This is a genomic window from Xanthomonas nasturtii, assembly GCF_023337365.3.
GTDB lineage: Bacteria > Pseudomonadota > Gammaproteobacteria > Xanthomonadales > Xanthomonadaceae > Xanthomonas > Xanthomonas nasturtii.
On sequence record NZ_CP142084.2, the window covers coordinates 1,455,567 to 1,472,192 of the forward strand.

Genomic DNA, 16,626 nt, shown 5'->3' on the forward strand with positions numbered 1-16,626 from the left:
AGGCATGTCGGCCGTTGAGCTCGCCGGGCGGGCGATTGCCTGCGAATCACTGCCAAAAAAGCGCCAGGGATCAGGCCGCTAGCGGTGGCGCACAGCCACGCAGCAGGCAGCCAGGCCGCCAGCGTTGCTGTCGCAGGAATGCCATGAGCGCGGCCCGGTTTTTGGCCAGTGCGATAGCGCAGGCGAGTGCGTCTTAGCTCAGCGCAATGCCCGCTGTCGTCACGCCGCCAGGTTGCGCCGGCGCAGTCGTGCTTCGAACACCACGTCGCCATCTTCGTTGCGCGCCTGCAGCGTGCCGCCGTGCGCCTTGACGAACTGGTCGGCAATGAACAACCCGAGCCCCAGCCCCTGGCTGGCGTGGAAGCTGGCCTTGAACGGTTCGAACAAACGCGGCATCAAACTGTCCGGGATGTGCCCGGCGTTGCGCACCGACAGGCGCAACGCATCCTGCTCGCGGCCGTCCAGATGCACCTGCACCGGATGGCGGCCGCCGTGCAGCACGGCGTTGCCAACCAGATTGGAGACGACCTGCGCCAACCGGTCGCCATCGCCGTCGCCATCCAGGTCGCCTTCGGTACGCAGGTCGATGGTGGTGTGCGGATTGGCCTGCGCCACTTCGCCCACCACGCTGTGCACCACCTCGCCGAGGTTGCACGGGCCGAACTGCATCGGCAGACCATCGCTGCGCAGGCGCGAAAAATCCAGCAGTTGCTCCACCATGCGTGCCATGCGGCGCGCGCTGTTTTCCAGATGTTCCAGCGTGCGCGCGGCCGAGCTGCCGGCATCGACATCCAGGCCGAGTTTGTCGGCGCAGAGCAGGATCACCGACAGCGGTGTGCGCAGGTCGTGGGTCAGCACCGCCATCATGGTTTCGTTGAGCGTGAGCGCACGCTCCAGCGACGCGTTACGCGCCTTGAGCAGCCGCCGTTGCTGGTACAACTCGATGAAGACGGTGACCTTGCTCAGGATCACGTGCGGCTCGATGGGCTTGTGCAGAAAATCCACCGCGCCGGTTTCGTAGCCCTGGAAGGCACGCACCGGATCGTTCGGCGAGGCGGTCAGGAAAATGATCGGCACATGCCGGGTGCGCTGCGAGCCGCGCATCAATTCGGCCAGCGAAAAACCGTCCATTTCCGGCATGTGCACGTCCAGCAGCGCCAGTGCCACGTCGTGTTCGAGCAGCAGTTCCAGCGCCTGCGCACCGGAGTTGGCGCATAGCACGCGGATGCCGTCGCGTTGCAGCAGCGCTTCCATCGCCACCAGATTCTGCGGCACATCGTCCACGATCAGGATCTTGGCCGGTTCGGTGCTGTCGCTGCTTGTCGCCGGGCCGGTCGCGGTGAGGTTCATGCGTGAAAAGCTTCCAGTCGGGTGCAGATTGCCTGCAGGGTAAGCACCGCATCCGCACCGGCATGGGCGAGGGCAGAGGCCGGCATCAAGGGGGATGCAGCATCGTCGGGGCGCTGGATCCACGCGGTGCCACCCACCGTGCGCACCGCCGCCACGCCGGCACTGCCGTCGCTGCTGGCTCCGGTGAGCAGGATCGCCAGCAGGCGTGCGCCGAAAACATCGGCAGCCGATTCGAACAGCGGGTCGATGGCCGGGCGCGAAAACAGCACCGGCGCATCCATCGACAACGCCAGGCTGTCGCGGGTTTCCACCAGCAGGTGGTAATCGGGTGGGGCGACGGTGACGCTGCCGGCCAGCAGCGGTTGCTTGTCTTCGGCCTCGCGTACCGGCAACGCGCAGCGCGCATCCAGCAGCTCGGCGATCTGGCTGGGGCGGTCGCGCGGCAGATGCAGCACGACCAGCACCGGCATCGGCAAATCTGCCGCCAGCCCGGACAACAACGCCTGCAAGGCCATCACGCCACCGGCCGAGGCGCCGATCACGATCGCGTCGAAATCCTGCGCTGCGCAGACGCCGCTCATGCGGCCTTCCGATATAAGCGTTGCTCGCGTGCGCAGGCTTCAAATGCCTGTGCGTGCGCGCCGAACTGCAACGATTCCTTGCTGCCCAGCCCAAGAAACCCGCGATGCACCAACGCATCGAAGAACAATCCCACTGCACGGTCCTGCAAGGTGCGGTTGAAATAGATCAGCACGTTGCGGCACGACACCAGGTGCACTTCGGAGAACACCGTGTCGGTGGCCAGGCTGTGGTCGGCGAACACGATGTTGCGCTTCAGGCGGCGGTCGAACACCGCACCGTCGTAGGCGGTGGTGTAGTAATCCGACAGCGATGCGCGGCCGCCGGCGTCCAGATAATTGCGGCTGAACTGCGCAATGCGATCGATGCCGTAGGCGCCGGCTTCGGCCAGGTGCAACGCTTCGGGATTGATGTCGGTGGCATAGATGACCGCCTTTTCCAGCAGTCCTTCTTCGTGCAGCAGGATGGCCAGCGACCAGACTTCTTCGCCGGTGCTGCAGCCTGCTACCCACAGCTTGATCGAGGGATAGGTGCGCAACACCGGTACTGCATGTTCGCGCAGCACCCGGAAATACGCCGGGTCGCGGAACATCTCCGAGACCTGCACGGTGAAGAACTGCATCGCCTGCGCAAAGGTGTCGGGCTCGTGCAGCAGGCGGTGCTGCAGATCGGCCACGTGCGCGCACTCGAACCGCGCCATCGCGTGGCGCATGCGCCGCCGCAACGACGACACCGCGTAGTCGCGGAAGTCGTAGTGATAGCGCTGGTACACCGCTTCCAGCAGCACGCGCAGTTCCAGGTCGAACAGCTCCACCGGGTTCATTGCCGCGTGCACCACACGCGGCACAGCGACACCAGCTTGTCCACATCGATGGGCTTGGCGATGTAGTCGTTGGCACCGGCTTCCAGGCAGCGTTCGCGGTCGTCGGCCATGGCCTTGGCGGTCAGCGCGATGATGGGCAGATCCTGCCACTGACGGTTGGCACGGATCTGCCGCATCGCGGTGATGCCATCCATCTCCGGCATCATGATGTCCATCAGCACCAGGTCCACCTCGTGCTTGGCCAGATGCTCCAATGCCTCGCGGCCATTGCGTGCGATCTGCAGCGTGACGCCCAGCGGTTCGAGCACGCTGGAGAGCGCGAAGATGTTGCGCACATCGTCTTCGGCCAGCAGCACCGTTGCGCCGTCCAGCACCGCATCGCGGCGGCGCGCTTCGCGCAGCAGGCGTTGCTGGTCGCTGGGCAGCGAGGCTTCCACGCTGTGCAGGAACAGCGTCACTTCGTCGAGCAGGCGCTCCGGCGAACGCACGCCCTTGATGATGATGCTCTTGGAATACCGGCGCAGGCGCTGTTCTTCATCGCGGGTGAGCGCACGCCCGGTGTAGACGATCACCGGCGGGAACGCGACCGCGTCGTTGCCGGCCATGCGTTCGAGCAGGTCGTAGCCGCTGCCGTCTGGCAAGGCCAGGTCGGTAACCATGCAATCGAAGGTGGAGCCGGCCAGTTGCTGCATCGCCTCGGCAATGCTGCCCACCGCGACGATCTCCAGCTGGTCGCGCGCCAGCAGCAGTTCCAGATTGGCGCGCAAGGCACTGTCGTCTTCGACGATCAGCAGGCGCCGCACCGCACGCGCGTTGGTTTCTTCCAGTTGGCGGATCGCGCCGGCCAGCAAATCGCGCGTGGCCGGCTTGATCAGGTAACCGACCGCACCCAGTTCCAGCGCAATCTGGCTGCGCTCCAGCGCCGACACCACGTGCACCGGGATGTGGCGTGTGGCCGGGTCGCGCTTGAGGCGCTCAAGCACGCTCAGGCCGGAGGCATCCGGCAGGCCGATGTCGAGCAGGATGCCGCTGGGACGTAGCTCGGCTGCCAGGCGCAAGGCTTCTTCGGCATTGGGAGCCACCACGCAATCGAAATCCAGCTCGTGTGCCAGGTCCACCAGCGCCTGCGCGAACCGGGTGTCGTCTTCCACCGCCAGAATCAGGCGGCCCGGGCGGCTGCGTTGGTCGCGGTCGTCGTCGGCACGCGGGATCGGCGCTGCGCTCGGTGAGGCAATCGGCAGCGGCGCTGTCTGGGCGGCCGCGCGCCCATGCGCACCGGGTTGCACAGCCAGCGCAGTGCCATTGCGTTGCTGCGCGGCGATGGCTGCAGCCGGGGCCGCTGCCGCGGCGGCGTGCGCAGTGGCAGCGGCGGCGGGGATCGCTTCCGCCGGTGCGCCGTCGGTGGGCAGTTCCAGCGTGAAGCAACTGCCGCGCCCGGGCTCGCTGTCCACACTGATGCTGCCGCCCATGCGCTGCGCCAGATCGCGCGAAATCGACAAGCCCAACCCGGTGCCGCCATAGCGGCGACGCGTGCTGCCGTCGGCCTGACGGAACGCTTCGAAGATCACCTCGTTCTGTTCGCGCGCGATGCCGATGCCGGTGTCGGCCACCGCAAAGCGCACACGACCCGGCGCATGCGCGTGGACCGACAAGCTGACCTTGCCGTGTTCGGTGAACTTGATTGCGTTGGCCAGCAGGTTCTTGAGGATTTGCTGCAGGCGCTGGTTATCGACCACCAGCTGCGTCGGCGCGTCTGCATCGGCTGCAATCTCCAGTGCCAGGCCTTTTTGCCGCGCCAGCGGTTCGAAGGTTTCGCGCAGGCGTTGCAACACCGATGTAGTGGCGACGGTTTCGTCGGCCAGCTCGACGTGCCCGGCTTCGATCTTGGACAGGTCCAGGATGTCGTTGATCAGCGTCAGCAGGTCGTTGTTGGACGACAGGATCGCCTGCGCGTACTTCACCTGCTCGGCGCTGAGCGTGCCGTCCTTGTTGTCGGCCAGCAGCTTGGCCAGGATCAACGCGCTGTTGAGCGGGGTGCGCAGCTCGTGCGACATGTTCGCGAGAAATTCCGACTTGTAGCGCGAGGCGGTGGACAACTCGTTGCTGTTGCGCACCAGCTGATCTTGCGCCACCAGCAATGCCTGTTTCTGCGCTTCCAGGGCCTGGGTGCGTTCTTCCAGCTGCACGTTGGTCTGCTCCAGTTCTGCCTGCTGCAACTCCAGATCTCTTTGCGACTGCTGCAGGCTGCGGCTCTGTTCTTCCAGTTCTTCGTTGGCGACGCGCAGTTCTTCCTGCTGGGTCTGCAGTTCTTCGCTCTGGCGCTGGGTTTCTTCCAGCAAGGCCACCAGCTGCGCGCGCAGCAATGCGGTGCGCAGGGCCAGGCCGATGTTTTCGCCGCAGCGCGCCAGCAGTTCTTCTTCGCGCGATCCGGCAGTGCGTGGGTCGGTCACGCGGCCAAGTTCGATGATGCCGATCACCCGGCCATCGGCAGTGACCGGCGCCAGCAGCAGTTCCTGGCAACCGCTGCTGCCAAGCCCCGAGGCAATCTGCAGGTGCCCGGCGTCCACGCCGCGCACGCGCCGCACCGTGCCACGTTGCAGCACTTCGCCCAGTTGCCCGGCAGTGGTTGGCAGCGTCTGTGGCAGATCGGGCGACAACGCCGCGCCACCGGTGAGCCGCAGGCGATCGCCTTCGATGCGATAGAGCGCGCCCACCTGCGCATCCAAGGTCTCGCACAGTGCGCGCACTGCGGCGTCGGCCAGCTCCTGGGGCGCCTGATCGCCGCGCAAACTGGCTTCAACGGTGTTTTCTGCCTGCTGCAGCCACAGTGCGAATTCGGCCTGGCGGCGTGCGCGGATCGCCTGCATCACCACCAGCGCCATCGCCAGAAACGACACGCCGCCGATGCCGCGGTTGACCGACGAAAAACTCGAATTGGTGCTCGGTGGCGCAAGCTGAAAGCCGATTGCCAGCAAGACGCACGACAGCGCGCCCACGAGCAGCGGCACCTGCGGGCGGTTCTGAAACACCGTCACGCCCACCGCCACGAAGTAGGTCAGCCACACCGCATACCCGAGCGGGGTGACCAACTCCACGCCCAGCGTGCCAGCCATCAAGGCCCCCGCGATCACCCAGATCCAGCGGTCGCGTGTGGTCGAGATGCTGTGCATAGGAAGCGTGGACCGAACTGGGGGCGGTCATGGTAGCCGATAAGTTTCACGCGCAAATCGCCGGAAATTTGACGCATTTTGCAGCCGGGTTGGCTTGCACGCAGCCTTCACGCAACCCTCACTAAGGTCGCGCGCTTTTCCGGGGGAAACACCGCGCGATGGATGCGGAAACGGCCGTCGACAGTGCAGGGCCGCTTTCTTACGACAGCCGGCAGTGTCAGCTGTTGGTGCAGAGCGTGTCCGATTGTGCGATTTGCATGCTCGATATCGCTGGGCAGATCCGCAGCTGCAACCCCGGCGGCGAACGTCTCAAGGGTTATCGCGCAAGCGAGGTGTTGGGTACGCATTTCTCGCGGTTCTACCTGCCCGAGGATGCGCAGCGCGACGAACCCGGCCGCAATCTGGAGATCGCCAAGCGCGAGGGGCGCTTCGCTGCCGAAGGCTGGCGCCTGCGCAAGGACGGCAGCCGGTTCTGGGCCAGTGTGGTGATCGAACCGGTGCTGGAATTCGGCGTGCTGGTGGGGTTCGCCAAGGTGACCCGCGATCTGACCGAGCGCCAGCAAGCGCAGCATCTGCTGGAGCAGGCACAGCACGCCTTGTTGCAGTCGCAGAAGCTCGAAGCGCTGGGGCGGCTGACGCTGGGCATGGCACACGACTTCAACAACCTGCTCACCGTGATGGTGACCAGCCTGGATCTGATCGCCCTGCGCGCAGGCGAGGACGCACGCACCCGCATGCTGATCGAATCGGCGCAAACCGCAGTGGATCGCGGTACCTCGTTGACGCGGCAACTGCTCGCATTTGCCCGTGGGCAGCGCCTGAACCCCGAGCGCCACGCCGTCACTGCCGTCGTGACGCGTTCGCTGGAACTGTTGCGGCGCGCTTGCCCGCCAGCGGTAGGGTTATCGCTGCAGTTCGCCGATGTGTTGCCGGATGTGCGCGTGGATCCGGGCCAACTGGAGGCGGCGCTGCTCAATCTGGTCTTCAACAGTTGCGATGCAATGCCTGCTGGCGGCGCGATTGTGCTGACCACTGGCGCGCTGCATCGGGCTGCGCCGTCTGCCCCGCAGGGTGCGCGGCGCCAGTACGTCACCGTGACCGTGCGCGATGATGGCCCCGGCATGTCGGCGCATGTCGCGCAACGCGCCAGCGAACCGTTTTTTACCACCAAGGATGTCGGCAAGGGCGCCGGCCTGGGGTTGAGCCAGGTGTTCGGCTTTGCCTCCCAGTCCGGCGGCTTCGTCGAGCTTGAGACCGCACCCGGACGCGGCACCACCGTCACCCTGTTTCTCCCGGCCATCGAGGAAGCCGAGCATGACTGAATCCCTGCGCCTGTTGATGGTGGAAGACCAGGCAGAACTGCGCGAATTGATCGGCGAAGCGCTGCGCGATGCAGGCATCAGCGTCGACACCGCCGACGACGGCCACAGCGCGTTACGCATGCTGCGCGACAGCGGCCCCTACGATGTGGTGTTCAGCGATGTCCGCATGCCCAACGGCATGTCGGGCATCGAATTGAGCGAGCAGGTGGCGCAACTGTTGCCGCAGGCGCGCGTCATTCTGGCCTCGGGTTTTGCCAAGGCGCAGCTGCCGCCGCTACCGGCGCAGGTCGATTTCCTGCCCAAGCCGTATCGTCTGCGCCAGCTTATCGACATGCTCAAGAGCACCGCCGCCAACGCCTAGACGATGGCGGCGCATGCCGCATCAACGGCTCTGGTAGTACACCTTGTCGATGGCGATCTCCACCGGCGCGGCCGGCGGATCGGCCACCAGCATGAAGGGCTGTTTGACCGCCTGCAGATCCAGGTCGTGGAACGCACTGAACGGGATGCTGACCTGGTGCCAGGCGCCATCCCGCACCAGCCCGTATTGATTGCCGCCAGCGGCAAAATCCACCCAACTATCGCCGAAGCTGGTGTTGATGCCGATCTTGAAGGTCGACGGCGTGGTGGTTTTCAGGTGCAGCTTCAGCGTGCCGCCGGCATAGGCGGCCATGTTGCGATAGTCGGTCTGGATGCCCAGGCCATACCAGGCACCGGCGTTGGCGCGGTAGGCCATCACGTTGCTGCCTTCGAACGGCGCCTGTGCAATCGGGGTGAGGTTGTTCCACAGATACAGCTCGGCATCCTGGCCTAAGTTGAGTCGCCCGCTGGTATCGGCCTGCTCGGTGAACACGCCAAAGCGCCCTGCGGGCGCTGCGTGTTGCGCGCCAACGTACAGCTGCGAACCGGGGTTTTGATACAGGCGGATGTAATCGATCTCCATCCTGCCCGGCAACGGCGCGGTCACCGCCGCGGGTGAGGTGATACCGGTATAGGTGCCGCCCACGGCGAGATTGAGCAGCAGATACTGCTGCTGATGGAATTCGTGCAGCGAGGCGCCTTCGATATTGGAGATCGCAAACTCGAAGTATTGCTGGCCGTCGATCGACACGCGGATGAACTGCGGGTCCCAGGTCATGCGGTACACATGGAAGTCGGCATGCAGATCCACCGGGCTGTTATAGCTGGTGTCGTAGTCGGCCTGCTGGCCGTTGTAGTCCCAGTGCACCGCGGCGCCGATACGGCGATTGGCGGTGCCATTGGCGATCGCCGCTGCCATGCCGGCTTCCATCAGGTCGATCTCGCCGCGACCTGGCCACACGCCGATGGTGCCCAGCATCCAGTACGCCGGCCACAGCCCATTGCCCACCACCGGCGTCTTGATGCGCGCTTCCAGCGTGCCGTACTTGAAATGCATGCGGCCTTCGGTCTTGAGACGCGCCGAGGTAAACGGCATGCCCTGGAACGCTTCGCGCCGTGCTTCGATCACCAGCCGGCCGTTATCGATGCGCGCGTTTTCGGCGCGGCTGGTGTAGTACTGCATCTCGCCGTTGCCCCAGCCGCACAGGCCGATCTGGCAGCCGTTGCCGACGTCATAGGTCCACTTGTTGCCATCGATGCCGGGGCCATTGAAGTTGTCTTCCCAGACCAGGGTTTGCGCGTGCGCGCCTGGTGGCATCGCCACTGCGCATAGCAGGGCGAACTGCACCGCGACACTGCGTAGCGTGTTCATTGTGTGCTTCTCCAAAAAGTGGACCAACGTCCATGGAGACGTGACGCTGCGCAGCAGCAACTTCAGTGTCAAAGCAAATGTCGGCCCTGTTTCAAATCCGTGGTGTTCATTCCGGAATAAGCAATCAATGGCATGACGCCGGTCGCAAATGACGCGGCCTGCATGTTGCGCGGCAGCAGCCGGTGGCGTGCTGCTGCGGCGAGGTGGGCGTGCGCGGTTCAAAACGCAAGCGCATCGGTTACGCATGGATGGGAGCGGCGACACAGGCTGCCCACGCGCGCTGGGTTGTGGCCGTGTCAGCGGCAATTACCGCTAAAAATCACCATTGCTGCGCGCAGCGATGCGCACAGGGCTGCCAGCGTCAACCCGCATCCCCACGCAGGCGGTGCTCACTGCGCCGCATGCACCGTCCACGCCACCAGCCGGATCACCAACGGTCGCACCACCAGCACGCAACAGAACGCGGTCGGCATCGCAATGCGATAGGCATCCAGTACGCGCCAGAGATATCCCGGCGCCAGGCCGGTGTTGGCGCCGGTGATGACCAGGCACATCAGCAACGCCATGATCGCAGCCATGTAGAACGCGAACACGAACGGGGTGGCGCGCGCGCCGAGTTTCCAGCGCGAACGTGCCAAGGCGGAGGAGGGTGGTGACGACATGGGGAGGTCTCGAGGCTGCCGCGAAACAGCGACATGGCCGGCACTGTAGTCACGCCTGCGCCGGCCCGGTAGATCGCGTAGCCTTGCGGCTTACGTAAGTAAATCTTACGAATCGCTCGGGAATACTTGCTTAATAAATGAATATTATTCAGTCGATTCGCAGCTTTGTCAGTACCGTCGATGCCGGCAGCATTGCCGGCGGGGCCAAGTCGCTGGGTGTCAGTCCGGCCGCGGTGAGCCAGAACATCGCGCGCCTGGAGCAGCATCTGGGCGTGCGCCTGCTGCACCGGACCACCCGCAGTCTGGCGCTGACCGAGCGCGGCGCGCTGTACTTCGAACACGTGCGACAACTGGAGCGCGACCTGGAACGCGCGCGGCAATTGGTGGCCGGCCCGCAGCAGGCGCCTGCCGGGCGCTTGCGCGTGGCCAGCACCGCCGCGTTCGCCCGGCATGTGCTCGCACCGATGCTGCCTGCGCTGCGCCAGCGGTATCCGCAACTGGACATCGAATTGTTGTGCACCGACCGGGTGGTGCAGCACGCGCAGGAAAGCGTGGATGTCAGCCTGCGCATCGAAGCGCAGCTGGAAGATGGGCTGGTGGCGCGCTGTATCGCGCAGGTGCCGTTCGTGGTGTGCGCTGCGCCAGACTATCTGGCCCGTTGCGGTACCCCGCAGAGCCCGGATGAATTGAAATATCACGATTGCCTGTTGCTGCGCTATCCGGTGGACGGCCGTTTCCTGCGCTGGAACTTCGTGCGCGACGGGGTGCGCTTCCAGCCGCAACTCGGCCAGGCGATGGTCAGCGACGACGTCGACGCACTTGCCAGCATGGCGGCCGCCGGTGGCGGCATCGCGCGGCTGGCAGCGTTCGTCGTACAGCCCTATCTGCAACGCGGCGCGTTGCAATCGTTATTCGCGGCCGATGCGCACGACACCGCCCGGGCCGCGCCGGAACCGCTGCGGCTCTACCTGTGCGTTTCCGACCGCCGCGACTTTACCCCGAAGGTGCGCGCCTTCATGGACCACGTACTCGAACGCCTGCCCGCGCAGTGGCGCAGCGTCGAGACAACGCCATTGTCTGTTTGACCATTGATGCGTCTGCGGGCGCGCACCACTGCCGCAGGCGGCCACTCACTGCAGTTCGAGCATCACGATCGAGTGCGCCGGCAACGCCACCTGCAAGGCCTTGCCCTGCACGCGCGCGCCCTTGAATACCTCCGGTGCCACCGCATGTGGCTGCGCGTAGGTGTTGTGCGTGGTGATCGCCGGTGCGGTCAGGATCTGTCCCTGCACCGTGCGTAGCGGCAGCCCTTCCACCTGCACGCTGACGGTTGCCGGCACGATCGCGTCCAGATTGGTCAGCGCGACATACACGTGGCCGTCTTTGGCCCTGACCGCCGAGCCGTGCACTGCCGGCACATGCGTAGCGTCATGCCGGTACTCCGGGGGTCTGCAAGTACAGCGGCAGGTAGGTGGCGTCCTGGTATGGCTTGTACAGCGCGAACACGTGATAGGTCGGCGGCAGTACCATCTTGTCCCCGTCGGTGAGGATCATCGCCTGCAGCACGTTGACCATCTGCGCGATATTGGCCATGCGCACGCGCTCGGCATGGTTGCTGAAAATAGCGATATTTCACGATGCGACCAGCGCATCGCGCAGGCTGTTTTGCTGATGCAGAAAGCCCGGGTTCGCATCGGGCAGGCCGGCGTACCAGGTGCCCCATTCGTCCACCACCAGCGCGACTTTCTTGCTGGGGTCGTACTTGTCCATGATGGCGCTGTGCTTGCTGATCAGCTCGTCCATCACCAGCGTGCGCGACAGCGTATCGATCCAGGCGGCTTCATCGAAGTTGGTGGACGAGGCGCGTGGCGGCCAGCCACCGGGCACGGTGTAGTAGTGCAGGCTCAGGCCGTCCATCAGCGTACCGGCCTCGCGCATCATCACCTCGGTCAAGTGGTGATCGTCGTTGTTGGGACCGGGCGCGATTTTCAGGATGTTCTGGTTGGCCGGCGCCTTGTCGAATGTCTGGAACGCCGATACACATCGGCGGCGTAATCGGGCTGGTACTCCTGTGCCGGTCGGCTGTCGGGTGGGCGTCGTTGCCAGGGAAAAAGCGTGGGCTAGCGTAGTGCGCGCAGCAGCGGTTTGTATTGCTGCAGCGCGACCAACGCAGACGAGCGCGGCAGCGCCTCGCCGACGCGGCAGCCGCTTCGCAGGCCAGGATGTGCGCAACGGCATGGTCGGTGGCCACGTCAGGCGGCTATGCTCGCGGGCTTCCCTCATCGGCAGGACGATCCATGCAGCGAGTGTTCGGGCAGTTGCCAGACGGTGTCGAGATTCACGCGCTTACGCTGCGCAGCGAGGCCGGTCTCGAGGCGGAAGTGCTCACCTACGGCGGCATCCTGCACGCGCTGCGCTTGACCACGGCGCAAGGCGTGGTGCCAGTGCTGCTGGCGTTGCCGGACCTGGATGCATACGCCGCCGATGGCGACAGTCTCAACATCCTGGTGGGCCGCTTCGGCAACCGCATCGCCGGTGCGCGCTACACGCTGGATGGTGTCACTCACGTGCTGGCGGCCAATGAAGGGCGCAACCAGTTGCACGGTGGTCTGCGCGGCTTCGGGCGACGCGTGTGGAGCGTGCTGGAGCAGGCGCCGGATCAGGTGCTGCTGGGCTACGACTCGCCGGATGGTGAAGAAGGCTACCCCGGCAATCTGCAGGTGCGTGCGCGCCTGCAACTCCAGGGGCTGAGCCTGCAGCTGGAGTTCGAGGCGAAGTGCGACGCCGCGACTGTGTTGAACCTCACCCATCACCCGTACTTCAATCTCTCCGGCGACCCGCATCACTGCGCCGCCGCGCAGGTGCTGCGCGTGCCGGCCGATCGCTATTTGCCGGTGGATGCCGAATCGATTCCGACCGGCGAGATCGCCCCGGTCGCCGGCACGCCATTCGATTTCCGCCAGCCTGCCGCGCTCGCCGACAACACCGACCCGGCGCATCCGCAGGTGGTGCTCGGCAAGGGCTACGACCAGTGTCTGGTGCTGGCCGCCGACGCGGATTGCATTGCCGAGCTGTATTCGCCGCACAGTGGCGTGGCGCTGCGCATCGGCAGCGACGCACCGGCGGTGCAGCTGTACGAAGGCCAGCATCTGGACGCCCACCATCCCGGCCTGGGCCGCGGCGTGTGCCTGGAACCGCAGGACTACCCGGACGCGCCCAATCACGCCAACTTTCCGTCGACCATCCTGCGGCCCGGCGAGATCTACCGCCGCCGCATCAGCTATCGCTTCGCCAGCGTGGGCCCGGATCAGCCGTGGGAAGCGGTGCAAGCGGCGCTGGATGCCTGAGTGTCGTTGCAGGCATGGCGCCGGCTGCGGCCATGCAGTGAGGGCGCGCAGCGCTGTGTTGATGGCGATGCAAACTTCGCGATTTCGCGCATCAGCGGGTTGCGCGCTGGCGCCGGCGGTAGGTGCGGGCTAGCAAGGGGCCTTGCCGTAGCAACGCGCGATGCCGCGGCGCGATGTTGCGACCGTGGCTGATAGGCCGAGCAGAATCTGCTGTGTCCGCATCGCTTGCTGACACCGCGCTCAGCGTGGCCCCAGCACCAGTTCGATCACGAACTTGCTGCCGAAGAACGACAGCACCAGCAGCGCCATCGCGGTCAACGTCCAGTGCACCGCCTTGCTGCCGCGCCAACCGTTGCGCCAGCGGCCGATCAACAGCGCGCCGAACACGACCCACGACAGGATGCTGAGCACGGTCTTGTGCAACAGGCGCTGTGCCAGAAAGTCCTGCACGAACAGCAGGCCGGTCAGCAGGGTCAGGCTCAACAGCACAAAGCCCACCGTGATCGTGCGGAACAGCAGCGTTTCCAGCTCGGTCAACGGCGGTAGTGCGCGCAACCAGGTATGGAAATCGCGCCGACGCAGTGCGCGCTCCTGCAGCCACAGCATGATCGCCAGTAGCGCGGCGATACCCAACGTGGCATAGGCCAGCAGTGCCATCCACGCGTGCAGTTCCAGGCGCCAGCCCAGATCCGAGCTCGGCTCGTGGCCGTAAGCGTGATAGCTGGCCAGCAGGATCGCCGAGAGCGGGAACACCACCACACCCACCGCCGCCATCCGCCCGCGGCCGCCGAACACCGCCGTCAGTGCGGCCATGCCCAGCCCGCACAGCGACAGCGCCGCGAAGAAATGCATGTCCGGGCCGCCGGCGGTTCGCAAGGCCACCAGCACGTGGTAACCGGCATGCAAGGCTACGGCTGCCAGCGCAGGTGCCAACCAGCGTGCTGGCGCCTGGTTGCCATCGCGCAGCACCGCCCGGGTGAGCAGCGCGGTGGCCAATAGATACAAGGCGAACGCGATGAGAACGATTGTCATCGTAGAAGTTTCGCATGGTGGGGCGGGGATTTGGGATTCGGGGATTCGGGGATTCGGGGAATCGGGGAATCGGGAATCGGGAATCGGGAATCGGGAAAGCAGGGGCTCGGGCTACAGGGCTCGGGGTGGGCAGGCAGTGCGCGGGCAGGCAGTGCACCTGGGCATGCCTGCGAGCAGGGCAGGGCTGGACATCCCTGCCGGCTTGGGTGTGATGCCTCCTGGCTGTTGCAGCGCTGCTGTCCTGGATGATCGCGCGTGGTGCCGCGCGCCGGTTCAGCTCCCCCTGGGCCGGTTCGCCTCTCAGGCGCTAGACGGGTCGGGGCGGGGCGTTGGCCGGTGCCGCTATAATCGGCACCCGTTTCCCCTCACGCGGTCCTTTGCGCATGTTCGAGTCCCTTACCCAACGTCTCTCCGGCACCATGGAGCGCCTGCGCGGCCGCGGCCGCCTGACCGAGGAAAACATCCGCGAAGCCACCCGTGAAGTGCGTATCGCGCTGCTCGAAGCCGACGTCGCGTTGCCGGTGGTGCAGGCGCTGATCGAACGCATCAAGGTGCGCGCGGTGGGCCAGGAAGTGCTCAAGTCGCTGACGCCGGGCCAGGCGCTGATCAAGATCGTGCGCGACGAGCTCACCGCCGTGATGGGCGCGGCCGCCACCGACCTCAATCTCAACGTGCCGGCGCCGGCGATCATCCTGATGGCCGGCCTGCAGGGCGCGGGCAAGACCACCACGGTTGGCAAGCTTGCCAAGCACCTGAAGGAAAAGCGCAAGAAAAAGGTCATGGTGGTCTCGGCCGACGTCTACCGCCCGGCCGCGATCGAGCAGCTCAAGACCCTGGCCGAACAGGTCGGCGTGCTGTTCTTCCCCTCCGACGCCTCGCAGAAGCCGGTCGACATCGTGCGCGCGGCCATCAGCGATGCGCGCAAGTCGTTCGCCGACGTGCTGCTGGTCGACACCGCCGGTCGCCTGGCGATCGATGCGGCGATGATGGACGAGATCAAGGCGCTGCACGCCGCGGTCAATCCCACCGAAACCCTGTTCGTGGTCGATGCGATGACCGGCCAGGACGCGGCCAACACGGCCAAGGCGTTCGGCGAGGCGCTGCCGCTGACCGGTGTGGTGCTGACCAAGACCGACGGCGACGCCCGCGGCGGTGCCGCGCTGAGCGTGCGCTACATCACCGGCAAGCCGATCAAGTTCGTCGGTACCGGCGAAAAGACCGACGGCCTGGATGTATTCCATCCCGATCGCGTCGCCAGCCGCATCCTGGACATGGGTGATGTGCTGTCGCTGGTGGAGCAGGTCGAGCACAGCGTCGACCAGGAAAAGGCCGCCAAGCTGGCCGCCAAAGTCGCCAAGGGCAAGAAGTTCGACCTCAACGACATGAAAGAGCAGCTCGAGCAGATGCAGAACATGGGCGGCATCCATGGGCTGATGGACAAGCTGCCGGGCATGGGGCAGATCCCGGACAACGTCAAGCAGCAGGTCACCGGCAAGGAAGTGCCGCGCATGATCGCGATCATCAATTCGATGACCAAGAAAGAGCGCCGCAACCCGGCTTTGCTCAACGGCTCGCGCCGCGCCCGCATCGCCCGCGGTTCGGGCATGCTGCCGGCCGACGTCAACAAGCTGATGAAGCAGTACCAGCAGATGGAAAAGATGATGGGCAAGCTGGCCGGCGGCGGCATGAAGGGCCTGATGCGCAACATGAAGGGCATGATGGGCGCCATGGGCGGCCGCGGCGGCATGCCGTTCCGCTGAGCAACCTGCGAACCAAGCTGCGCTGGCCGCGCACGCCGTGAGGGCATCGGCAGGCGCGCATTGCGTGCATCTGGCGCTGGCCTTTCGTGCTGGCGTGGCAGGTCACATCGGGGTGGGCGCTCGCACCGGCAGGCTTTGTAGTCTGGCTGTGCATCGCACTGGTCGCTGCAGGCATCGATCGCCTGTTTACCTCGCCTCCGGTGGAGGTGCCGGCGGCACCGCCCGCCGCTGAAAACACCAAGGACAGCACCGGTCCGGCGCATGAGCTTCCTCGCCTGCCGAAGCTCGAGGCAGCAGCAAGGCGGGGCGTCGAGGACAGCGCCCGCGCCACGTCGGTGCGGCAGTGGCGGCGCCACATCGCCGACGTGGTGCCTTACGAAGAAGAGCGCTATCCGCGGCAGGGCATCTGCACCACGGTCCAGTGGTTCCTGCGCGCCGGCGACCAGCTTGTGTTGGCATTTCATCCCGACGCGCATGGCAGTACGCCATGCACACGCATGGCGCTGCGATCTGTGGCCGCCAGGCGCCACGCAATCGCAGTGGCTGGAGGTGCCCGCAAGGGGTGAGGCGGACGTGCCGGTGATGCATGCCGGGGTGTATTCGATCGGCATCGGCCAGGCCGACGGGCACTGCCCGGGTGTGATCGGGGTGTGGCTGCGCGTGCCCGAGCCGGACCGTCTGGCGTTGTCGCTGAAGCCGGCGTTCGGGTCGAGCCTGCGCTACGCACGTCGCGATGACGGTGCGGCGGTCGTGCATATCGAAAACGAAGCGCATGTGGCGTCGCACGCATGTCTCGACAGCTCGCCTGTGCACGCCACGCCGGCTGTTGTTCGCCAGTGCCGACGATGT

The 16,626-nt window shown here is 65.7% G+C and carries 13 protein-coding genes and 1 pseudogene; 6 read left to right on the forward strand and 8 right to left on the reverse strand.

Annotated elements, in window-relative coordinates; genetic code table 11:
- Positions 1–219: 219 nt before the first annotated feature.
- Genes M3O59_RS06355 through M3O59_RS06370 form a run of 4 tightly spaced genes read right to left on the reverse strand, consistent with a single transcriptional unit; the run spans position 220 to position 5,922 of the window.
- Positions 220–1,350 (reverse strand): hybrid sensor histidine kinase/response regulator, encoded by a 1,131-nt coding sequence (locus tag M3O59_RS06355; protein ID WP_064632225.1) that lies wholly within the window; start codon positions 1,348–1,350, stop codon positions 220–222.
- Positions 1,347–1,931: a chemotaxis protein CheB gene (locus M3O59_RS06360; protein WP_064632223.1), complete on the reverse strand. Its 585-nt coding sequence runs from the start codon at positions 1,929–1,931 to the stop codon at positions 1,347–1,349. The genes M3O59_RS06355 and M3O59_RS06360 overlap by 4 nt, the downstream gene beginning before the upstream one ends.
- The gene (locus M3O59_RS06365) at positions 1,928–2,776 is read right to left on the reverse strand and encodes a CheR family methyltransferase (protein WP_249054331.1); all 849 of its coding nucleotides are present in this window, start codon (positions 2,774–2,776) and stop codon (positions 1,928–1,930) included. Before M3O59_RS06365 ends, M3O59_RS06360 begins: the two co-directional genes overlap by 4 nt.
- Complete coding sequence (locus M3O59_RS06370; protein WP_249054329.1) at positions 2,749–5,922, reverse strand: response regulator; 3,174 nt, start codon at positions 5,920–5,922, stop codon at positions 2,749–2,751. Before M3O59_RS06370 ends, M3O59_RS06365 begins: the two co-directional genes overlap by 28 nt.
- A 158-nt stretch (positions 5,923–6,080) precedes the next feature.
- On the opposite strand from M3O59_RS06370, the gene M3O59_RS06375 reads away from it, so the two are divergent.
- Together M3O59_RS06375 and M3O59_RS06380 are read left to right on the forward strand one after the other, a co-directional pair.
- Positions 6,081–7,244 (forward strand): PAS domain-containing sensor histidine kinase, encoded by a 1,164-nt coding sequence (locus tag M3O59_RS06375; RefSeq protein ID WP_249054328.1) that lies wholly within the window; start codon positions 6,081–6,083, stop codon positions 7,242–7,244.
- A complete protein-coding gene (locus tag M3O59_RS06380) occupies positions 7,237–7,605 on the forward strand; it encodes a response regulator (RefSeq protein ID WP_249050262.1) in 369 nt (122 codons plus the stop codon). The genes M3O59_RS06375 and M3O59_RS06380 overlap by 8 nt, the downstream gene beginning before the upstream one ends.
- 21 nt (positions 7,606–7,626) lie before the next feature.
- Here the strand turns inward: M3O59_RS06380 and M3O59_RS06385 are convergent, their stop codons facing one another.
- Together M3O59_RS06385 and M3O59_RS06390 are read right to left on the reverse strand one after the other, a co-directional pair.
- On the reverse strand, positions 7,627–8,976 hold the full coding sequence (locus M3O59_RS06385) for a glycoside hydrolase family 16 protein (RefSeq protein WP_249054326.1): 1,350 nt from the start codon (positions 8,974–8,976) through the stop codon (positions 7,627–7,629).
- Positions 8,977–9,365: 389 nt separating this feature from the next.
- Entirely contained in the window at positions 9,366–9,638 is a 273-nt protein-coding gene (locus M3O59_RS06390) for a DUF2798 domain-containing protein (protein WP_249049897.1), read from the reverse strand.
- A 137-nt stretch (positions 9,639–9,775) separates the two neighbouring features.
- Between M3O59_RS06390 and M3O59_RS06395 the strand changes: the two genes are divergently transcribed.
- Positions 9,776–10,723: a LysR family transcriptional regulator gene (locus M3O59_RS06395; protein ID WP_064632208.1), complete on the forward strand. Its 948-nt coding sequence runs from the start codon at positions 9,776–9,778 to the stop codon at positions 10,721–10,723.
- A 45-nt stretch (positions 10,724–10,768) separates the two neighbouring features.
- On the opposite strand, the pseudogene M3O59_RS06400 reads toward M3O59_RS06395, so the two are convergent.
- Positions 10,769–11,695 (reverse strand): annotated as a pseudogene (locus tag M3O59_RS06400) (alpha-L-arabinofuranosidase C-terminal domain-containing protein); the annotation flags it as partial.
- Positions 11,696–11,935: 240 nt separating this feature from the next.
- On the opposite strand from M3O59_RS06400, the gene M3O59_RS06405 reads away from it, so the two are divergent.
- Positions 11,936–12,985 (forward strand): aldose epimerase family protein, encoded by a 1,050-nt coding sequence (locus tag M3O59_RS06405; protein WP_249050260.1) that lies wholly within the window; start codon positions 11,936–11,938, stop codon positions 12,983–12,985.
- A gap of 240 nt (positions 12,986–13,225) precedes the next feature.
- On the opposite strand, the gene M3O59_RS06410 is transcribed toward M3O59_RS06405, so the two are convergent.
- Positions 13,226–14,017, reverse strand: a complete 792-nt coding sequence (locus M3O59_RS06410; protein WP_064632205.1) for a cytochrome C assembly family protein — start codon at positions 14,015–14,017, stop codon at positions 13,226–13,228.
- A 383-nt stretch (positions 14,018–14,400) separates the two neighbouring features.
- Here M3O59_RS06410 and ffh point away from each other — a divergent pair, with 383 nt between their 5' ends.
- Together ffh and M3O59_RS06420 are read left to right on the forward strand one after the other, a co-directional pair.
- A complete protein-coding gene (gene ffh, locus M3O59_RS06415) occupies positions 14,401–15,777 on the forward strand; it encodes a signal recognition particle protein (RefSeq protein WP_064632203.1) in 1,377 nt (458 codons plus the stop codon).
- A gap of 86 nt (positions 15,778–15,863) precedes the next feature.
- Complete coding sequence (locus M3O59_RS06420) at positions 15,864–16,343, forward strand: hypothetical protein (protein ID WP_249050259.1); 480 nt, start codon at positions 15,864–15,866, stop codon at positions 16,341–16,343.
- Positions 16,344–16,626 lie beyond the last annotated feature (283 nt).